We start from the raw sequence: 19654 nt of genomic DNA, 5'->3' as shown, positions 1-19654 counted from the left end.
GCCCACCTCCCGCTCAGACCCCGTCGATCATGAAGTTATCGCCATCGACCACGGCGTGTCGTGACAATAACTTCATGATCAACCCAGGCGGGGCGGGCGGGGTCAGCGGCGGCGGAGGGCTGTTGTCAGGGGGGTCAGGCGGGTACGGAGGCTGACCAGGCCGCCGGGGAAGAAGTACACCGCCAGGATGAACACCGTGCCCAGGACGAACAGGGGCTGGGACAGCGGGTGGCTCAGGAACGCCGGCAGGCTGTTCACCGCGTCGCTGGTACCGAAGGCCGTGAGGCGGTGGTCCAGGTACATGTAGAGGATGCCGCCGAGCACCGGGCCCCATCGGGTGCCGGGACCGCCGAGCACCACCATGACCAGCAGCGACAGGGTCAGCTCCGATGAGGTGACGTGCGGGCTGGCGCCGCCGACGATCAGGCAGTAGACCGTCCCGCCGGCCGTGGCCAGCCCGCCGGCCAGGGTGAACGCGACCAGCTTGAACCGGTACGGGTCGAGCCCGAGCACCCCGATCCGCCGCTCGTCGTCGCGCAGCCCGGCCAGCACCCGCCCGGTGGGCGAGCCGCTCACCCGGTGCACCACGAGAACCACCAGGGCCAGGTACGCGAGCGCCAGCCAGTAGAGGTTCACCGTGTTGGTGACCCCGACCAGGGCGGCCGGCAACCCGGAGACGTCCAGCGGCAACCCTTCCTCGCCGCCGGTGAGCCCGCCGAAGTCCCGGGCCACCAGGATCGCCCCGACCTGGGCGAAGGCGAGCGTCACCATGGCGAACGCGATGCCGACCGTGCGCAGCGCGACCGCGCCGAGCAGGGCGGCGAGGATCGTCCCGCCCGTGACGGTCAGCAGCGCGGCCTGCCAGAGCGGCAGACCGGCCCGGGTCACGAGGACGTCGGTGCCGTAGACCCCGGCGGCGAAGTAGAGGGCGTGCCCGAAGGAGAGCATCCCGGTGCGCCCGAACAGCAGGTCGTAGCCGGCCGCCAGGCCGCCGAAGACCAGGCAGATGGCGAGCAGTTGCAGGGTGCCCGGCGAGTTCAGCGGCCCTTCGAAGATGCCCGGCAGGTTGACCGTGGAGTACGGCAGGATCGCCGCCACCACGAGGGCGACCAGCGGCGCGTACGGGCGCAGGCCGTGCCAGCGGGAGTGTCCGGGAGTCAGCTCGTCGGGCACCGCCGCGGGCGGCGCCGCCACCTCGGCGCTCTTGACCTCGGTCATGCGTGAGCCACCTTTCCGGCCAGGCCCTGCGGACGCAGCAGCAGCACCACGGCGAGCAGGCCGACCACGCAGAGGTCACCCAGCCCGGACGTGCCGTAGTAGTTGACGAACTGTTGCAGCAGCCCCACCGCGACCGCCGCGTACGCGGACCCGACCACCGAGCCCATGCCGCCGATCACCACCACGATGAACGCGAAGATCAGCAGCGAGCCGCCCTGCCCGGGCGAGACGGTGCCGAAGTAGACCGAGCCGAGCGCGCCGGCCAGCGCGGCGGCCGCCCCGCCGATCGCGAAGACCAGGGTGAACGCCTTGCGCACGTCGATGCCGAGCGCGGTCACCATCTCCCGGTTCTCCACGCCGGCCCGGATGATCAGGCCGTAGCGGGTGAACCGCAGGAACGCGAGCAGCGCGCCGAGCACCACCGCGGCGGCGACGATCAGCAGGAGCCCGGCGTTCGGCACCTGGGCGCCGAGCACCGAGGTCACGTCGCGGGTCCAGCCGGGGCGCGGGAACGGCCGCGCGTCGGCGCCCCAGGTGGCCTGGAGCAGCGCCACCCCGGCCAGCGACAGGCCGACGGTGACCAGCACCTGCTCGATGGTGCGGGAGTAGAGCGGCCGGATCAGCACCAGCTCGACCAGCACGGCAACGGCCGCCCCGGCCAGCACGCCGAACGCGACGGCCACCACGAACCCGAGGCCGTCCGAGCCGGCGCCGGGCAGGTTGCCCGCCGCCCACCAGGTCGCGTACGCCCCGACGCCCAGGAAGAGGCCGTGCGCGAAGTTGAGCACGTCGGCCAGGCCGAAGACGAGGGACAGGCCGGAGGCGACCAGAAAGTAGAGCGCCGCCAGGCCCAGCCCGGTCAGCGTCAACAGGATCACCGTGCTCACGCGTGCACCTCCCCGGAACCCACACCCAGCAGCGACTTCGTCAGCGCGGTCTCCAGCAGCAGTTCCTGCGCGTCCCCGGTCCAGGCGACCTGGCCGGCGGAGAGCACCACGGCGTCGCGCGCCAGCCGCCGCACCACGGCCAGGTTCTGCTCGACCAGCAGCACCGGCACGGATTCCGCGACCCGTTCCAGCACCTCGGCCACCTCGGTCACCACCTTCGGCGCCAACCCCTTGGTCGGCTCGTCGACCAGCAGCAGCCGGTTGTCGTTGAGCAGCACCCGGCCGATCGCGAGCATCTGCTGCTGCCCGCCGGAGAGCGAGCCGGCCCGTTGCCGTCCGCGCCGGTCCAGCTCGGGGAAGAGGGCATACACCTTCTCGTACGCCGGGGTCGTGCCCCGCCGCTCGGCCAGCCGCAGGTTCTCGGTGACGGTGAGCCCGGCGAAGACGCAGCGGTCCTCCGGGACGTAGCCGAGCCCGCCGCGGACCAGCCGGTGGGTGGGGCGGGCCAGCAGGCTCTGCGCCCCCATCCGGACGGTGCCGCGCACCTCGCCGTTGCGCGGGGTGAGCCCGACGATCGCGCGCAGCGTGGTGGTCTTGCCGACCCCGTTGCGGCCGAGCAGCACGGTCACCCCGGTCGGCGCGACCTGGAACGACACCCCCTGGAGGATGTGCAGCCCGGCGATCCGCACCGAGAGGTTCTCGACGCTCAGGACAGGTTCCGTCATAGCGCTTCCCCCAGGTACGCCTCCTGCACGGTGGCGTTCGCCATCACCGTGTCCGGGGTGTCGCAGGCCAGCAGCGCGCCGTGGTGCATCACGGCGATCCGGTCGGCCAGTTCCAGGATCACGTCCATGTGGTGCTCCACCATGAGCACCGACCGGCCGCTGTCCCCGGTCAGCGACTTGATGACGCTGACCAGTTCGGGCACGTCCTCGGCGCTCACCCCGGCCATCGGTTCGTCCAGCAGCATCACCCGGGGCTCACCGGCGAGCAGCAGGGCGATCTCCAGCTTGCGCTTCTCGCCATGGGCCAGGGTGCCGGCCAGCGCCGTACCCCGGTGGGCCAGGCCCACCCGTTCGAGCGCCGCGTCGGCGGCGGCGGCCACCTCCCGGTCGGCCGCCGCCCGCCGCCACAGCTTCATCGAGCCACCCCGGTGCGCCTGTACGGCGAGCCGGACGTTCTCCCGCACCGTCAGCGACCCGAAGACCGAGGACGCCTGGAAGGTACGCCCCAGCCCGAGGCGGGCCCGCCGGTGCGGGGGGAGGTCGGTGACGTCCGCCCCGTCCAGCAGGATCCGTCCCTCGGTGGGCCGGCGCAGGCCGGTGATCAGGTTGAACAGGGAGGTCTTGCCGGCGCCGTTCGGCCCGATCACGCCGAGGAACTCCCCGGGCGCGAGGTCGAGGTAGACGGAGTCGACGATGGCGACCTCACCGATCCGCCAGGTCAGACCGCGGGTGGCGAGCACTGGTCAGCCCTTCATCTGCGCGACCGGCGGCGCACTCTCGTCACCGGTCAGGGTCTTCTGCGCGGCGGCCGTGAAGGCGGTGCCGCCGCCGGAGAGCTTCGCCTGGTACATCGGCTGGAGCAGCGCGTGGTCCTCGGCGCGGATGGTCATCTTGCCCTTGACGCCGTCGAACTGCCAGCCCTCCAGCGCCTTCACCATCTTGTCGACGTCGTCGCCGCCCTCCTGCACGGCGCGGACGACCATCTGGGCGGCCGCGAAGCCGTCCGGGTGGAACAGGTCGAGCGTGCCGCCCGGGATCTTCGCCTTGGCGGCCTTGGCGGCCTCGGTGTCGCTGGCCCCGTCGAAGTAGTGCGACAGGAAGGAGATCTTGCTGCCGGCGGCGCCGAAGGTGGGCCAGGAGGCGCGGATGTCCAGGCCGGTGACGACCGTGGTGGAGGAGAGCACGCCCTGCTGGTCGAGGGTCTGCCACATGGCCGGGGCGGTGGTGCCGGCCCAGGCGACGAAGAGCAGGTCCGGCTTGGCGGCCTTGATCTGGCTGGCGAACGGCGTGAACTCGGTCGCGCTGGCCGGGGCCCGCACGCCGCTCACGGTCGCCCCGGCGCCGCCGATGACGGCCTTGACGGCGGCCTCGTTCGCGTCACCGAACGCGCCGTCCTGGGCGAACACGACGACCTTCTTGCCGGCGGCGTCGCCGATGAACGACTTGGCGGTCACCACGTCCTGGTACGACTGCCGGCCGGAGCGGAACGTGTACTTGTTCGCGCCCGTCACGGCGTCGGTGGCGGCCGGGCCGGAGATGAACAGCACCTTGTTCTGCGCGGCGATCGGGGCGACCTGGAGTGCCACGCCGGACGAGGTGGACCCGGCGATGATCTTCGTGCCCTTGCCGATGAGGTCCTTGGCCGCGGAGACCGCCTTCGCCGGGTCGCCCGCGTCGTCGGCCTCGGTCAGTTCGACCTTCCGGTCACCGACCTTGCCGGTGCCCTTCGTGGCGAAGTCGAGGCCGGCCTTGAAGCCCTCGATGTACTGCTTGCCGTAGCTCGCCAGGGGGCCGGACTGGGAATACACGAGGCCGACCTTGACCGGTGCGGCGTCGCCGCCGCCGGAGGCGGTGTCCTGCGGGCTGCCACAGGCCGTGGCCGCGAGCGCGGCCGCCATCACCGTGGCGGCGGAAAGGAACACCCGTCGCGTGTGCCGGATCGTCATTGCGACTCCAGGTGGGGACAGGGGAAGTGTCAGTTGTCGGCTCACGCTAGAAGTGACGTCACCCACGGGCTATGTGGCCGAAACACACAAGTAACCGCAGTGGGGTGGCCGGCCGTGACAACCACCTCCCGCCCGTGGATCGCCGCCCCGTGGCCGGTGGCCGCCGGCACCACCGGGCGGGACGCCACTGTGTCGCGCCCCGCCATCGAAACTGCCCGAAACGCGGAACGCTCCGGGCACCACGTGCGGTGCCCGGAGCGCTTCGGAGGTACGGGTCATGCGTCGACGCGCATCCTCCGCCGCAGCCGGCTCAGGCCGACCAGGAGACCGCCGGCGGCCAGCAGGCCACCACCCAGCGAGGCGGTCTGGACGGAGCTGGTGCCGGTCACCGGCAGCTTGCCGTCCTTGCCCCAGTCGTTGCCGTCCTTGCCCCAGTCCTCGCCGTCCTTGCCGTCCTTGCTGTCCTTCCAGTCCTTGTCGTCCTTGCGGTGGTCGTACTTGCCGTCCCGGATGCAGATCGTGACGGTGGCCGGGTCGGAGACGACGGTCCGGTAGCGGTACCGGCCGGTCGCCCGGGCGGTGTTCTCCACCTTGCCCTCCTTGACGTCGCGCCAGTCCACCTCGTGGGGGTGGACGGCGTGACAGTCCGTGCTGGTGCGCGGGGCGAGCGTGGTGTTGTTGCAGACCACGTACCCGGCGGTCGGGTCGTCGACCGAGACGTCGGTGATCCGCACGGTTCCGGTGTTGGCGACCCGGTAGGTGTAGAAGATCTTGTCGCCCTCGGCGGCGTAGCCGTCGTCCTCACACCGCTCACGGCAGTCCGACTCGACGCGGGCCTTCTTGTCGATCGACAGGCCGACCTGCGCCTCTCCCGGGTAGCCCGGGTAGCCAGGGTCTCCTGGATCACCCGGGTATCCCGGATCCCCGGGGTCGCCCGGGTCGCCCGGGTCCCCTGGGTCGCCGGGATCCCCCGGATCGCCGGGATCCCCTGGGTCGCCCGGATCGCCCGGGTCCCCCGGATCGCCCGGGTCCCCCGGATCTCCTGGGCCGCCCGGATCCCCTGGGTCGCCTGGGCCGTCGGAGGCGGCGCAGGTGTGGGCGAGGACGAAGTTCTCGGCCGTCCCGGAGATCACCGCGGTGGCCCCGGTGAGGGTCCACCCGGCCGGCAGCCGGATGAAGGCGCGGCTCACGCCCTCGAAGTCGACGATCTCACTGTTCGGCGTCCCGGGGATCGGCCGGGTGACGGTGCCGCCGGACGTGCTGAAGGTCGTCGACAGCGACTGGAAGACGCCGCTGGTCTGCGGGTCGCCGGAGAGGTCGAACACCCAGGTTTCCTCGTCCGGGAAGGGCCCGCCGCCCGGATAGCAAAACTGGGGCGCGTCCTCCGCCCTCGTCGGCACGTCGTCCGGATCGATGCTGATCGTCTGGGCGGCCAGGGCCGGTGAGGCACCCAGCACCAGGGCACCGGTCAGCAACCCGAACGCGGCCAACCGCACGCCGATGTTCACTCGCCTGCTCGGCGCAGAGGTCTTTCTCATGTACATCCCCCGTGTCGTGGATCCTTGACACGGGACGAAACGACCGCTAATGGGACACGTTACGCACAGCGGACACGAATCCCTCGGTCGGTGGAAACTCCTCGGATTCTCACCGGGGACGGGCGGCGGAGCACTCGCCGTCATGGTCAGCCCGGAGCGGGCAGCGCCGGCCACCGTCGAGCAGCCGGTCGCACCATACCCAGTGGCGTACGCACTGCGCGTCCTCCGCCGACACCGTCGTGCCCAGCCGGTCGACGTCGGCCAGGGATACTTGTGTAGGTCGACCCTGTGCAGCCGCGACACGGCAACCTGTTGCAGATACTGGTGTAGGCCCGGCATGATCGAGGAGCCGAACCAACCGGAGTCCTCCACCATGCCCACAGCCGAAGCTCCATATCGCCAGATCGCCAACGACCTCGCCGCAAAGATCAGAAGCGGTGAGCTGAAGCCGGGTGACAAGCTGCCCTCCACCCGGGAGTTGGCCGAGACCTACGGCGTCCACATGAACACGGCCTCGCGTGCCCTGTCGCTGCTGCACGACCGCGAGCTGATCACCGGTCAGCCGGGGCGCGGCACCTACGTGGCCGAGCGGGCCGGGCGGTAACTCCCGACCCGCTACGGACCTGACGTCGTGAACGACTCAGGCTGGACCGCCTCCGACTCCACCGCCGGACCTGACGTCGTAAACGACTCATCCCTCGACCGCGCCCGACTCCACCGCCCGGTCCTGAGTCGTCTGTGACATCAGCTCGACAGGCACTCGCGAGCACCCGGTCACCCGTCACGGGCGGCGCGGCACCGGCGCGCGCCCGTCGGGCTCGTCCGATCCGTCCACGTCATCAAGTTCGTAACCCCCACACCACCACCCTGGGGGCGTCGCGGCGACGAGCCACGCCCTCCGCGAGCGGGACCCACTCCAGCTCGCCGACCTGGCGGCATCCCCGCCCCGCCGACACCCCCACCTCGCCGACCTAGTGTGGATCAAGGGCGGGTCACCGGCGGAGGGGGAAGGCGCCGCGCCGGGTCCCCGAGCCGCCCCGGCGCGGACGCCGGTCAGAGTCCCGCGCGCGCCGCCACGGCCGTGTCGGGCTGGTCGGCGAAGGCGCCGTCGAGGCCCAGGCCGTAGAACAGCTCGTACTCGGCGGTGATGTCGCCGCGGGCGTTCGGGTCGGCGCCGATCCGGAAGTCGGCCGGCAGGAACTGGTTCTCGGCGCGGAACGTCCAGGCGTGTACCAACAGCTTCACCCGGTGCGCGTCCCGGATCACCGAGGTCGGCGCGAGCAGCTTGCCGGCGGCGTCCCGGGGCACGATGAGGTTCTTGTTGAGGCCCACGCCGTCGGCGTACCGGGCCACCCAGGCCAGGCCGGCGGCGGTGGCCAGGTCGGCGTAGCCGCGCGGGTCCCCGGCGGCGGTGAAGTCGTAGGGGGCGCCGGCGGCGTCCATGAGCTGCACGAGCCGCACATCGATCATCCGGTCGAGCTTGCGCAGGTTGGCGGTCTCGAAGCTCTGCACGAACACCGGGTCGTCGCGGTGGGTCAACTTGTTGGCCTTGAGCGTGGCGACCAGGGGCTCCTCCAGCGGCCGCCCGATCGAGGCGAAGTAGCTGGGGTGCTTGGTCTCCGGGTAGACGCCGATGGTCCGGCCACGGGCCTTGGACTCGGCGCGGGCCAGGTCGATGACCTCCTGGAAGGTCGGCACGAGGAACCTGCCGTCGAAGGCGGTGTTGGTCACCCGCACCTGGGGCAGCCGCTCCTTGGCGCGCAGCGTCCGCAGCTCGGCCAGGGTGAAGTCCTCGGTGAACCACCCGGTGACCGTGACCCCGTCGATGGTCTTCGTCGCCTTCCGGGCGGCGAACTCCGGGTGGGCGGCCACGTCCGTCGTACCCGAGATCTCGTTCTCGTGCCGGGCGACCAGCACGCCGTCCTTCGTCAGGACCAGGTCCGGCTCGATGAAGTCGGCGCCCTGGCGGATGGCCAGCCGGTAGGCCTCCAGTGTGTGCTCCGGGCGGTAGCCGCTGGCGCCGCGGTGACCGATCACGATGGGCCGCTGGACCGCGCGGGAACGCTCTTCGCGGGGCTCCGGGTCGGCCTGGGCGGCCACCGCCGGGGCCACCACGGCCGCCGCGAGCAGCGCGCCGGCCACGCCGAGGGCGGAAAGGGTACGTCGCAACGCCGTCTCCTGTCGTCGAGGGGTACGCACAGCAGACCGGCCCGGGTTGGCCGGCAGTTGGTCGGTTCCTGACCTGCCGGTGAATCTCCGGACGGAAGATGACCTGGTGCGCCGCCTGCTCCGGAACCCCGTGCGGCTGGTGCCGTTCGGGTTCCTGGCGGTGATCCTGCTCGGCACCGGCCTGCTGATGCTGCCCGGGGCCACCAGCGAGAGCCGCTACACCCCGTTCGTCACGGCGCTGTTCACCTCGACCTCGGCGGTCTCGGTGACCGGCCTCGCCGTCAACGACACGCCGAACTACTGGAACGAGTTCGGCCTGGCCATGATCACCGTGCTCACCCAGCTCGGCGGCCTGGGCATCCTGACCGTCGCGGCCCTGGTGATCCTCGTGGTCTCCCGGCAGCTCGGCCTGCGCAACCGGCTGCTCGTGCAGGCCGAGACCGCCGAGTTCGGCCTCGGTGACGTGAGCTGGCTGCTGGTCCGGATCGTCGCGACGGTCTTCGCCACCGAGGCGGTGATGACCGCGGTGATCACCGGCCGGCTCTGGCTGGTGTACGACTACACGCCCGGGCGGGCGTTCTGGACAGCCGGCTTCCACGCCATCCAGGCGTTCAACAACGGCGGCTTCAGCCTCTACTCCGACGGCCTGGTCGCCTTCTCCCGCGACCCGTGGGTCGCGCTGCCGCTGAGCCTCGGCGCCATCATCGGCGGCCTCGGATTCCCGGCGCTGTTCGAGGCCGCCCGGGAGTGGCGGAGGCCGAACAGCTGGGCGATCGCCACCAAACTGACCATCTGGGGCAGCGTGGCTCTGCTCCTGCTCGGCTTCGGCTTCCTGCTGCTGTCCGAGTGGACCAATCCCGCCACCATCGGCACCTTCGACACCCCCGGCAAGGCGCTGGCGTCGTTCACCCAGATCGCGCTGAGCCGCACCGGCGGCTTCGACGTGATCAACGTGGACAAGCTCAGCAACGAGAGCTATCCGCTGCTCATCGTGCTGATGTTCATCGGCGGCGGCAGCGCCAGCACGGCGGGCGGCATCAAGGTCTCGACGTTCTTCCTGCTCGCCTTCGTGATCTGGGCCGAGCTGCGCGGCGAGCCGGACGTGACCGTGGGTGGCCGGCGGGTTGCCACGGCCAGCCAGCGGCAGGCACTCACCGTGGCGCTGCTCAGCGTGGCGCTGGTCGTGGTCGGCACGATCCTGCTGATCGTGGTCACCGACGACCTGCGCAACTTCGCCGCGATCTTCGAGGTCACGTCGGCGTTCAGCACCACCGGCCTCTCCACCGGCCTCGCCCCGGAGCTGTCCCAGCCCGGCAAGTACGTGCTCATCGTGCTGATGTTCATCGGCCGGGTCGGCCCGCTCACCCTCGGATCGGCGATCGCGTTGAACACCCGGCGACACCTGTACCGCTACCCGGAGGAGCAACCCGTTGTCGGCTAGGAAGACGGACGACAGCAGCGTCGTGGTGATCGGCCTGGGCCGGTTCGGGTCCCGGCTCGCCGGCTCGCTGCTGCAACTCGACCACGACGTGCTCGCCATCGACCACCAGCAGGACCGGGTGCAGCGCTGGGCCTCCCGGCTGGACCGGGTGGTGCAGGCCGACACCACCGAGGAGAACGTGCTGCGCCAACTGGGGGTCGCGGACTTCCGCCGGGTGGTGGTCGCCATCGGCGCGTCCGTCGAGGCGAGCGTGCTCACCGTGCTGGCGCTGACCGAGCTGGACATCCCACAGATCTGGGCACGGGCCACCTCGGAGAAGCACGCGAAGATCCTGCACTCGGTGGGCGCGCACCACGTCATCTTCCCCGAGGCGGAGACCGGCGACCGGGTCGCGCACCTCATCGTCAGCCGGATGCTCGACTTCATGGAGTTCGGCCACGACTTCGCGATCGCCAAGGTCCGGGTGCCGCCGTCGCTGGTCGGCCGGTCGCTGCGCGAGCTCACCCCGATCGACCGGTACGGGGTGATGGTCGTGGGCGCGAAGCCTCCCGGCGAACCGTTCCGCTACGCCGACCCGGACACCGTCCTCCAGCCGGACAGCGTGCTCATCGTGGAGGGCGCCATCGATCGGGTGCAGCAGTTCGCCGGGCTGGCCTGACCGTCACTTCTTCTTCCCCTTACCGCCGTGCCCACCCCCCTTCGGCCGGTCTAGCGGCCTTTTCCCTTGCCACCGTCCTTGCCCTTGCCGGGCTTGGGCTTCGCGGCGGGCTTCACGGGCCCCTTCGCCGGGGCCTTCGCGGGTGCCTTGGCCGCCGGCGCCTTGACCGGAGGCTTCACGGGCGGCGCGACGGGCGGCGGCGCCGTGGTGGGCGCCGACCCGGCGACACCGGACACCTGCACGCCGCAGGTGCTCTCACCGACCTTGAACTCCACCGGCAGCGGGTTGCCCCCGGTGTAGCGGCCCGTCAGCGACAGCTTCGTCGAGGCGCCGGGCGCCAGTACGGCGGCGGTGGCTGGCGCCTTGACCTGCACCGTGTTCCCCTGCTGGCGTACCGCCGGCTGGGCACCGTCGACGGTCTGCCGGCCCGGGAAGGTGAAGTTCATGGTCCAGTCCCGCAGCTCGCGAGTGCCGGTGTTGGTGAGGGTCAGGTCCGCCGTGAAGTCCTTGCCGGAGTCGCGGCGCAGCACATAGTCGACCGCGCAGGGGGTCGCCTCGGGCAGCCCCATCCGGGCCTCGGTCGGCTCCACCCCGCCACTGGCCGGGCTCTTCGAGGTGACCCCCCACAGGGCGGCGGTCACGGCGATCAGACCGGCGGCGGCCACCCCGGCCTCCACCTTGCGCCGGCGGGCGGCGGCCCGGCGGGTCTTCGTGCGGATCGCCGAGAAGGGCAGCGCGTCGGTCGCCGCCGACCAGGGCAGGATCGTGGTGCCGGCGTTCTCCATGAGCGCCGGGTCGAACTGGCCGAGCGCCGGGGAGACCGGCACGATCGCCGCGATCCCGGCGGCGTCGGCGAGCGTACGGGCCACCTCGGCCGTGGCCGGGCGGTCCTCCGGGCGCTTCGCCAGGCAGCGCCCGACCAGCTCGGCGACCTCGTCGGGGAGACCCACCACGGGCGGCATCGGGTCCGGCTCGTTGTACATGTGGGCGCGGAGCATCTGCGTGGTGGTGCTGGCCTGCCAGGGCAGCCGGCCGGTGAGCATCCGGTAGAGCAGCAGGCCGACCGCGTAGACGTCGGTGGCCGGGGAGACCTGGCCGTTGTCCAGCCGCTCCGGCGCCAGGTACGCGGGCGTGCCGAGCAGCGCGCCGTCCGGGCCCTTCTCGCTCTCCCCCACCAGCGCCGAGATGCCGAAGTCGACGACCTTCACACCGGTCGAGGTGAGCATGACGTTGCCGGGGGTGACATCGCGGTGCACGACGCCCCGGGCGTGTGCGGTGGCCAGCGCGGACGCCACCTCCGCGCCGATCGTCAGCGCCTCCCGCCAGGGCAGCTGCCCGCCCCGGCCCAGCCGGCTGCTCAGCGGGCCGCCGTCGACCAGCTCCATGACCACGTACGGGACGGTCAGCCCGACCTGCTCGGACTCCCCGTAGTCGTACACGTTGGTGATGTTGGGGTGGCAGAGCCGGGCGGCGGCCTGCGCCTCGATCCGGATCCGGTGGCGGAACGCCTTGTCACTGGCCAGCCGTGAGGCCAGCACCTTGATGGCCACCTGCCGGCCCAGCACCTCGTCGTAGCCGCGCCAGACGACCGACATGCCCCCCGCGCCGAGCTGCTCGACCAGCCGGTACCGCTCGCCGAGCAGCTGCGCGCCGTTCCTGACCGCTGCACCCATGGTCGGTCCAGTTGCCCGAGGAGGGCCCTCGTACACCTCAGGGGTCGAAATCGGTCAGCGAAGTCACCCGATCAGGCGGTCGCGAGGAGCTGGTCCACCGGCGCGTAGTCGTCGGTGAGCACCAGCGCGTCCCCGACGAACGCGGCCACTCGGCCCCCGTCCAGCAGCCTCGCCGGCTCGGACAGCAGCCGCAGCCGCGCCGGGACGCCGGCCAGCGGCAGCGGCGCGTCCGAGGCCACGATGAGGAAGTTCGCGCCGTGCTGCCCGGCGATCGCGCCGGGCGGGGCGATCAGCGCCACGTGGCGGAACTCGGCCGCCACGGTGGCCAGCTCGGCCCGGATGAACCGGTCCGGCGGGTAGTCGATGACGTTCTGCACGTAGATCCCGTTGGGCCGGAGCACCCGGCGGATGTCGGCGGCCATCTCCCGGGTGGCCAGGTGCCAGGGCACCACGAGGTGACCGAAGGCGTCGCCGACGACGAAGTCCCGGCTGTCGGTGGGCTCGGCGCCGAGCAGCACCCGCGCGTCACCCACCCGCGCGCGCAACTGCGGCCCGGTGCGCACGCCCAGCTCCCGCCGGTCCAGGTCAACCAGGCCGCCGTCGATCTCGAAGACCAGATTGTCGCTGCCCGGCCTTGTCGCGGCCAGGTAGCGCGGCATCGTGAAGCCGCCGCCGCCCAGGTGCAGCGCGTCCATCGGCTGCCGCGCCGGCCGCGCCACGTCCGCGACCAGGCCGATCCACTGGGTGTACGCGTACTTCAGGTGCGTCGGGTCGGCCAGGTCCACGTAGGAGTGCTCGGCGGAGTTCAGGTAGAGCGTGCGGCCCTGGGCCCGCTGCCCGTCCGCCTCGACCCGGGCGCAGTGGTAGGCGGTCTCCACGTCACACGGGTTCGGGGCGACCGCGGAGAGGCCGGCCGCCGCCAGGCCGAGCACCGCCAGGGCGGCTTTGGCCCGGGCCGGACCGGGCAGCGCCGCCCCCGCCTGCCGGCGCAGGTACGCCCCGAGCACCAGCCCGGTCACCCCCAGCACGCCGGCCAGCGCCAGCACGATCACCGTGCTGGGCAGCGCCGCCACCAGCACGAAGCCGGTGGCCAGGGTCGCCGTGATGCCGCCCAGGGTGCCGATGCCGGACAGCCGGCCGACCACCTGCCCCGTGCGGCGCAGGTCGGCGAGCTGGAGCTTCACCACCAGCGGGGTGACCCCGGCCAGCAACGCCGCCGGCAGCAGCACCGCCAGCGCGGTCAGCAGCAGCACGGCGCTAGCCGCGCCGCCGCGCAGCGCCTCACCGGCGTACCGGACGACGGGCAGGGTGACCGCGGTGGCGATGCCGGCAAGCACCAGGGCCGGGGCGAGCAGGGTACGCGGGTCGCGGCGGTCGGCCAGCCAGCCACCCATCCACGCCCCGTACGCGATGGCGGCCAGGGCCATGCCGATCACCGAGCTGGTCACCTGGAGGGTCACCCCGACATACGGGCCGACCAGGCGGAGCGAGACCGTCTCCAGCACCAGCACCGCCCCGCTGGAGAGGAAGACCAGGAACGCGGCGAGCCCGTTCGGCAGGGCCCGGGGCGGGACCGGCGCGCTCGGGGCCGGCTCCGCAACGACGTCGGACGATGTGCTGCTCACCGTGGCGATGCTACGCAGCGTTCCCCGCGGAAGGGGTCAATACATCGAGATGTGAACATGGTTTGTGTGGTCGGCGGCGGGACTGCCGCCCCCGCTGTACGCCCGCCAGCCGGTGTTCGGCATCCAGATCTGCCGGTACCAGATGACGTACATGATGCCGAGCCGGTTGGCGTTGTTCTTGGCCCAGTTGGCGAGGCTGTCGCCGTACGACTTGTCGCCGCCGGTGGCGGTCTTGTCCTCGAAGCCGCCGGTGGCGGCCGCGAAGTCGCAGGCCCGGCCCTTCGGGTGCTCGCCACCGCCACCGCTGCGGTGGCAGGAGACGTAGCGCTTGTAGCCGGCGGCCTTGGCCTGCTGGAGCATGTGCAGGGTGCGCGGGGTGATGCAGCCGCTGGCCGGCGTCGGGTCGTTCACCGAGCAGGACTCCGACGGCCACGAGCCGTCCGAGTTGCGCGGCGCCGGCTTGGCCGACGACGAGCTGCCGTTGAAGCCGGAACCGGACCCGGAACTGACCTTGGCGAGCGCCACCTCGGCGTCCCGCTTCTTCTTGGCCAGCACGGCGAGCTGCTTCTGCTGCTCCCGCACCTCGGTGTCGATGGCCACCTTCGCCTCGGTGGCCTGGGCCTTCGCCTCGTTGAGGTCGTGCAGGCGCTTGCTGTCCCGCTGGGCCAGCACGTCCAGCTCGGCGGCCCGCTTGAGGAAGGCGTCCGGGTCGGAGCTGCCCAGCAGCATCGACACCGGGGTCAACCGGCCCAGCCGGTAGGACTGCGCGGCTACCTCGCCGACCTGCGCGGACAGCTCGACCAGGCGCCCCTCGACCTGCTTGAGCTGGTTGGTCAGTGCGACCTGCCGGCGCTTGGAGTTGTCGAGCCGGTTCTTGGCGTCGATGTGGCCTTTCGCCGCCGCCTCCAGGGCCTCGCGGAGCTGCTTGCTGCCGCCCTCGTCGGGGGCGTTCGGGCTGGGCGCGGCGGCGGCCACCCCGGCGGGGGCGAGACCGGCACCCAGCAGCAGGGCCGTCGCGGCGAGCAGGGCGATCAGCGACCGGGGGACGGGCCGGCGGGTGAGCGTGGTCCTGGGCACGTGAGGGTCCTTCCGTCGACCGCCGGCCCCCGAGTCGACCTTGCGCGGCGGCGGCTCCACCGGGCGCCGGGCGGCGGCCTGCTGGCGGAAACCGCCGGTCACGATACCGGACCGCGGGCTGCGGGCCGCGCCCCCGACCTCGGACGACGCGGATCGTCGACGGAGCGTGCCGGGGCCGTCGCGGAAAGCTCGCTCAGCCGCCCAGGAGGGCGGCCCGCACCTCTTCCCAGCTCTCCTGGTTGGCCGCGACCAGCAGGCCCCGGCCCTCGTCGGCCGGGTGGTAGTCGGTGCCGTCGAAGCGGCGCGCCACCCCGCCGGCCTCCCGCACCAGCAGGGTGCCGGGGGCATGGTCCCAGGGCAGGGTGCGCCAGAACAGCACGAACTGCTGCGCCCCGGTGAGCACGTCCAGGTATTCCCGGCCGGCGCAGTGCTGGCCGGGCAGCAACTCGCCGAGCCGCTCGCCGCCCGCCTCCACGCTCCGCCGGAAGTCCGGAGGCAGGAAGCGGGTCGTCGCGGTGCCCCGCAGCGCGCCGACCTCGGGGTCCCGCCCGGCGGTGCGCACCGGCTGGCCGTCCAGCCAGGTGCCGTCGCCCACCCGGCAGGTGGCCAGCGCGCCGTCCAGCGGGTCGTAGACCCAGGAGGCGACCGGCACCCCGTCGGTCAGCAGCGCCACCATGAGGGCGAAGGGGCGCCGGCCGGCGGCGAAGTTCGAGGTGCCGTCCACCGGGTCGACCAGCCAGACGTCACCGGCTCCGCGCAGGTGCCGCAGCAGCGCCGGGTCGTCGGCGACCGCCTCCTCACCGACCACCACCGAGCCGGGGCGCAGTCGCCGCAGCCCGGCGGAGATCAACGCCTCGGCCTTCCGGTCGGCGACGGTGACCACCTCGCCGGGAGCCTTCTCGGAGATGTCGGAGTCGTCGAGGCGTCGGAACAGCGGCACCACGATGTCGGCCGCGGCCTCCCGCAGCAGCGCGCCGACGTCCTCCAGCAGCGGGTCAGCCACGCGGCGGCAGCTTGACCACGCTGACGAAGAACTCGTCGATCTGGCGGACCACCGAGATGAAGCGCTCGAAGTCCACCGGCTTGGTCACATAGGCGTTGGCGTGCAGCTGGTAGCTGCGCAGGATGTCCTCGTCGGCCTGGGAGGTGGTGAGCACCACGACCGGGATCCGGCAGAGCTGCTCGTCCTTCTTGATCTCCTCCAGCACCTCCCGGCCGTCCCGGCGGGGCAGGTTCAGGTCGAGCAGGATCAGGTCGGGGGTCACGGCGTCCCCGTACTGGCCCTCGCGGCGCAGGTAGGCCAGCGCCTCGGCGCCGTCCGAGACCACGGTGAGGCGGTTGCGGAGCTTGTGCTCCTCGAACGCCTCCTGGGTCATCAGCACGTCGCCCGGGTCGTCCTCGACGAGCAGGACCTCGATCGGGCTCTTTCCGTCCGCCGGCGCGGTCATCCCACCGTCTCCTTCATGCCACCCGTCTCACTGTCTCGGGCCGCCCCCTCGGGCGTCTCCTCCCGGGCCGTGCCGTCCGGCTGCCGGGCCACGCTCACCGCGGCGTCCTCGGCGCCGTCCCCGGTCGCCGCACCGTCCCCGGTCGACTCCTCGTCCCCGGCCGGCTCCGCCGCCCGCGCCGCCGCCACGTCCTCGGGCAGGGCCGGGAGCGTGAACCGGATCGTGGTTCCCTCCGGGCTGTCGGTGTCCACCCACACCCGGCCGCCGTGGTATTCGACGATCTTCTTGACGATCGCCAGCCCGATGCCGGTGCCCGGGTAGGCATCCTTGGAGTGCAGCCGCTGGAAGATCACGAAGATCTTGTCGGCGAACTCGGGCTCGATCCCGATGCCGTTGTCCCGGCAGCTGATCTCCCACTCGTCATCGACCAGCCGGGCCGAGACGTGGACCTTCGGCGGCACGTCCGGGCGCCGGAACTTGATCGAGTTGCTGACCAGGTTGGCCAGCAGGTTGGTCAGCAGCGGCTCCTCACCGCGGATCACCGGCAGCTTGTCCCAGGTCAGCTCGGCGTCGGCGTACTGCCGGGCCGCCTCGGTCTGGCCGGCCACGTCGCCCATCACCTTGTTGAGGTCGACCTCGGTGAACCCGGTGGTGAGCCGGCCGATGCGGGAGAACGCGAGCAGGTCGTTGATCAGCCGCTGCATCCGCTGCGCGCCGTCGACCGCGAAGGCGATGTACTGGTCGGCCCGCTCGTCGAGCTGGCCCGCGTAGCGCCGCTGGAGGAGCTGGCAGAAGCTGGCCACCTTGCGCAGCGGCTCCTGCAGGTCGTGCGAGGCGACGTACGCGAACTGCTCCAGGTCACGGTTGGACCGGGTGAGCTCCTCGGCCTGCTTCTGGAGCTGGCTGTTGACCCACTCGATGCGCTCGCGCGCCTCGCGTACCTCGTCCAGCTCCCGGGCGATCTTCTGCCGCATGACGTCGATGTCGTCGGCGAGCCGGCGGAACTCCGGCGGGCCGGACCCCTCGATGTGGTGCTGGTAGTTGCCCCCGGCCACCGCGCGCACCTGGTCGACCAGGCCGGCCAGCGGCCGGATCAGGATCCGGTCCAGTGAGAGCAGCATGACGGCCCCGGCCACCGCCACCACCAGGGCCGCGATGATCAGGAGCACCACCAGCACGTTGCTGGTCGCGTTGACCTTGTCGGCGGTCTCCTTCCGGACCTCCAGGATCGCGCCCTGGAGGGTGTCGACCGCCGACCGGATGTTGTCGAACTGGTGCCGGGTCTGGTCGGTGATCAGCGCCTGCCCCGCGGACGGGCCGCTGCGCTCGGTCGTGGCGATCACCGGCTCGGCGACGGCGGTCCGCCACTGGGCGGCCCGCTGCTCGACCACGCCCACCTCGCGCAGCACGTCCGGATAGTCGACGGCCAGCTTCCGCATCTCGACGACGGTGGCCTGCTCCCGCCGCAGACCCTCCTGGTAGGGGCCCAGGTCGTTGCGGTCGGCGTTCAACGCGTAGCCGCGGACGGCGGTCTCCTGGTCGAGCAGGGCGCTCATCAGCTCCTGCGCCTGGACCCGCAACGGGCCGGTCTTGAGCAGCACCGCGTCGATGTTCTGCCGGTTCTTCGCCGCGAGGGTGGCCTCGGCCGCGGCCAGCCCGAGCAGCAGCACCAGCACCACGCCGAGCAGCACGACGACGCGCCGCCGCAGGGTCCACCCCTGCTGGTACGCGCTCACCGGCCACCGCCGCGGGTGACCAGCAGCATGGCCACGTCGTCGGCGAGCGGGCCGCCGTTGAGCTGCTCGGCCCGGCCCACCAGCCAGGCGGGCAGCTCGGCCAGGGACACCGCGCGGTTGGCGGGGTCGGCGAGCAGGTCGGTCAGCCCCGGCACGTCCAGCCGGTCGTCACCGCTGCCCGTCCGGCCCTCGATGAGGCCGTCGGTGTACATCAGCAGGGACCAGTCATCGGTGTCGAACTCCAGGTCGAAGGCAACGGGTCGGCGCGGCCGTACGCCCAGCAGCAGACCGCCGCGGGCCGGCACCGGGGCGACCTTACCCCCGCTGAGCAGCAGCGGCGGCGGATGACCGGCGAGTCGCACCGTGGCCCGGTTGGCCGCCAAATCGAGCCGGGCGGTGGCCACCGTGGCGAAGATCTCCTGGAGCCGGCGCTCGCTCATGAGCACCTGTTCCAGCGCGGGCAGCACCTCGTCGTCCGGCACCCCGGCCAGGACCAGGGCCCGCCAGGCCACCCGCAGCTCGACGCCGAGGGCGGCCTCGTCCACGCCGTGGCCGCAGACGTCGCCGACGATCAGGTCGATCCGGTCCGGCCGGGTCTGCACCACGTCGTAGAAGTCGCCGCCGATCAGGGCGGCGTGCCGGCCGGGGCGGTAGAAGGTGTGCACCGCCACCTGGTCGGTGGTCATGAGCGGCTGGGGCAGCAGGCCGCGCTCCAGGCGGGCCGACTCGGCCTGGCGCAGCTCCACCTCGCGCAGCCGGCGGGCGTTCTCGTCGGCCCGCTTGCGCTCCACCGCGTAGCGCAGCGCCCGGGTCAGCAGGACCCCGTCGACCTGCCCCTTGACCAGGTAGTCCTGCGCGCCCTCGGCGACCGCGACGATGCCCAGGTGCTCGTCGGAGCGGCCGGTGAGCACGCAGACCGCCGCCCCGCTGGCCATCTCCAGCACCTGGCGCAGCCCGTCCAGGCCCTGCGCGTCGGGCAGGCCCAGGTCGAGCAGGACGCAGTCGACCCCCATGACCCGCTGCCGGGCCTCGCTGAGACTGGTGGCGACCAGCAGGTCGATCATGGAGTTGGTCTCGGCGAGCAGCTCGCCGACCAGGAAGGCGTCGCCCTCGTCATCCTCGACCAGCAGAACCCGCAGCCGCTCGCCGGGCGGCACACGGCCGTAGTGCCCGAGCCCGGCCTGCGGCACGACGGGGACACCGGGCAGACCGGTGCCCCGGTGCGGCCGGGTCACCGCCGCGAGACGCGGGAGTTCGCTGGTGATGTCGGGGCTCCTTCCGAGTGCGCTGCTGATCCTGTATCAGACAACGGTCGCACACAACACGACCGGAGTCGGCGCGGGCGGGGCGAGCGAATCCACCCGACGAACAGCGGCACGGCCAACGCCCGATGTTACGCCGCGACGGGGATTCGGCCGGGAGCGCACCGGCCGGCGGGAGTGCCGCCGCAGGCCGTGGGGGTGCAGGATGATGCCCACCCCCGAAGCACCCCGAGGAGCCACCTGTGGGCGTA

At 72.2% G+C, this 19654-nt stretch carries 18 protein-coding genes; 3 read left to right on the top strand and 15 right to left on the bottom strand.

All coding sequences use genetic code 11. The features are described from left to right. Nucleotides 1-102: 102 nt before the first annotated feature. From F8274_RS21130 to F8274_RS32680, 7 genes are all read right to left on the bottom strand, one after another. Entirely contained in the window at nucleotides 103-1218 is a 1116-nt protein-coding gene (locus tag F8274_RS21130) for a branched-chain amino acid ABC transporter permease (protein ID WP_151464108.1), read from the bottom strand. After that, entirely contained in the window at nucleotides 1215-2105 is an 891-nt protein-coding gene (locus tag F8274_RS21125) for a branched-chain amino acid ABC transporter permease (protein WP_151464107.1), read from the bottom strand. The genes F8274_RS21130 and F8274_RS21125 overlap by 4 nt, the downstream gene beginning before the upstream one ends. Next, a complete protein-coding gene (locus tag F8274_RS21120; protein WP_151464106.1) occupies nucleotides 2102-2830 on the bottom strand; it encodes an ABC transporter ATP-binding protein in 729 nt (242 codons plus the stop codon). The genes F8274_RS21125 and F8274_RS21120 overlap by 4 nt, the downstream gene beginning before the upstream one ends. Beyond that, on the bottom strand, nucleotides 2827-3570 hold the full coding sequence (locus F8274_RS21115; RefSeq protein ID WP_151464105.1) for an ABC transporter ATP-binding protein: 744 nt from the start codon (nucleotides 3568-3570) through the stop codon (nucleotides 2827-2829). Before F8274_RS21115 ends, F8274_RS21120 begins: the two co-directional genes overlap by 4 nt. A gap of 3 nt (nucleotides 3571-3573) precedes the next feature. Beyond that, nucleotides 3574-4776, bottom strand: a complete 1203-nt coding sequence (locus tag F8274_RS21110; protein WP_151464104.1) for a substrate-binding domain-containing protein — start codon at nucleotides 4774-4776, stop codon at nucleotides 3574-3576. Nucleotides 4777-5051: 275 nt separating this feature from the next. Further along, a complete protein-coding gene (locus tag F8274_RS21105; protein WP_151464103.1) occupies nucleotides 5052-6314 on the bottom strand; it encodes an LPXTG cell wall anchor domain-containing protein in 1263 nt (420 codons plus the stop codon). Between the two features lie 109 nt (nucleotides 6315-6423). Beyond that, on the bottom strand, nucleotides 6424-6672 hold the full coding sequence (locus F8274_RS32680; RefSeq protein ID WP_151464102.1) for a hypothetical protein: 249 nt from the start codon (nucleotides 6670-6672) through the stop codon (nucleotides 6424-6426). Here F8274_RS32680 and F8274_RS21095 point away from each other — a divergent pair. Next, on the top strand, nucleotides 6652-6918 hold the full coding sequence (locus F8274_RS21095; protein WP_370518256.1) for a GntR family transcriptional regulator: 267 nt from the start codon (nucleotides 6652-6654) through the stop codon (nucleotides 6916-6918). The genes F8274_RS32680 and F8274_RS21095 overlap by 21 nt on opposite strands. 449 nt (nucleotides 6919-7367) lie before the next feature. On the opposite strand, the gene F8274_RS21090 is transcribed toward F8274_RS21095, so the two are convergent. Then, entirely contained in the window at nucleotides 7368-8483 is a 1116-nt protein-coding gene (locus F8274_RS21090; protein ID WP_151464100.1) for a glycerophosphodiester phosphodiesterase, read from the bottom strand. Nucleotides 8484-8589: 106 nt separating this feature from the next. Here F8274_RS21090 and F8274_RS21085 point away from each other — a divergent pair, with 106 nt between their 5' ends. Next, nucleotides 8590-9924 carry a TrkH family potassium uptake protein gene (locus tag F8274_RS21085; RefSeq protein ID WP_151464099.1) on the top strand — a complete coding sequence of 445 codons (1335 nt, stop codon included), beginning with the start codon at nucleotides 8590-8592 and terminating at the stop codon, nucleotides 9922-9924. After that, nucleotides 9914-10582 carry a TrkA family potassium uptake protein gene (locus tag F8274_RS21080; RefSeq protein WP_151464098.1) on the top strand — a complete coding sequence of 223 codons (669 nt, stop codon included), beginning with the start codon at nucleotides 9914-9916 and terminating at the stop codon, nucleotides 10580-10582. Before F8274_RS21085 ends, F8274_RS21080 begins: the two co-directional genes overlap by 11 nt. Nucleotides 10583-10632: 50 nt before the next feature. On the opposite strand, the gene F8274_RS21075 is transcribed toward F8274_RS21080, so the two are convergent. The 7 genes from F8274_RS21075 to F8274_RS21045 form a co-directional block, all read right to left on the bottom strand. Next, the gene (locus F8274_RS21075) at nucleotides 10633-12255 is read right to left on the bottom strand and encodes a serine/threonine-protein kinase (protein ID WP_151464097.1); all 1623 of its coding nucleotides are present in this window, start codon (nucleotides 12253-12255) and stop codon (nucleotides 10633-10635) included. Nucleotides 12256-12326: 71 nt separating this feature from the next. Next, nucleotides 12327-13880, bottom strand: a complete 1554-nt coding sequence (locus tag F8274_RS21070; protein ID WP_151464096.1) for a fused MFS/spermidine synthase — start codon at nucleotides 13878-13880, stop codon at nucleotides 12327-12329. Nucleotides 13881-13916: 36 nt separating this feature from the next. Continuing rightward, the gene (locus tag F8274_RS21065) at nucleotides 13917-14957 is read right to left on the bottom strand and encodes a hypothetical protein (protein ID WP_151464095.1); all 1041 of its coding nucleotides are present in this window, start codon (nucleotides 14955-14957) and stop codon (nucleotides 13917-13919) included. A gap of 193 nt (nucleotides 14958-15150) precedes the next feature. After that, nucleotides 15151-15960, bottom strand: coding sequence for an inositol monophosphatase family protein (locus F8274_RS21060; protein ID WP_151464094.1), 810 nt, complete (start codon nucleotides 15958-15960; stop codon nucleotides 15151-15153). Beyond that, nucleotides 15953-16405 (bottom strand): response regulator, encoded by a 453-nt coding sequence (locus tag F8274_RS21055; protein WP_091262935.1) that lies wholly within the window; start codon nucleotides 16403-16405, stop codon nucleotides 15953-15955. The genes F8274_RS21060 and F8274_RS21055 overlap by 8 nt, the downstream gene beginning before the upstream one ends. After that, nucleotides 16402-18141 carry an ATP-binding protein gene (locus tag F8274_RS21050; protein ID WP_151464093.1) on the bottom strand — a complete coding sequence of 580 codons (1740 nt, stop codon included), beginning with the start codon at nucleotides 18139-18141 and terminating at the stop codon, nucleotides 16402-16404. The genes F8274_RS21055 and F8274_RS21050 overlap by 4 nt, the downstream gene beginning before the upstream one ends. Beyond that, a complete protein-coding gene (locus F8274_RS21045) occupies nucleotides 18138-19376 on the bottom strand; it encodes a PP2C family protein-serine/threonine phosphatase (protein WP_192579910.1) in 1239 nt (412 codons plus the stop codon). The genes F8274_RS21050 and F8274_RS21045 overlap by 4 nt, the downstream gene beginning before the upstream one ends. Nucleotides 19377-19654: the final 278 nt, after the last annotated feature.

The organism is Micromonospora sp. AMSO31t, assembly GCF_008868175.1.
In the GTDB taxonomy this organism is placed as follows: domain Bacteria; phylum Actinomycetota; class Actinomycetes; order Mycobacteriales; family Micromonosporaceae; genus Micromonospora.
Note: the sequence above shows the minus strand (reverse complement) of the source record. Positions and strands in the feature narration are given on the sequence as shown.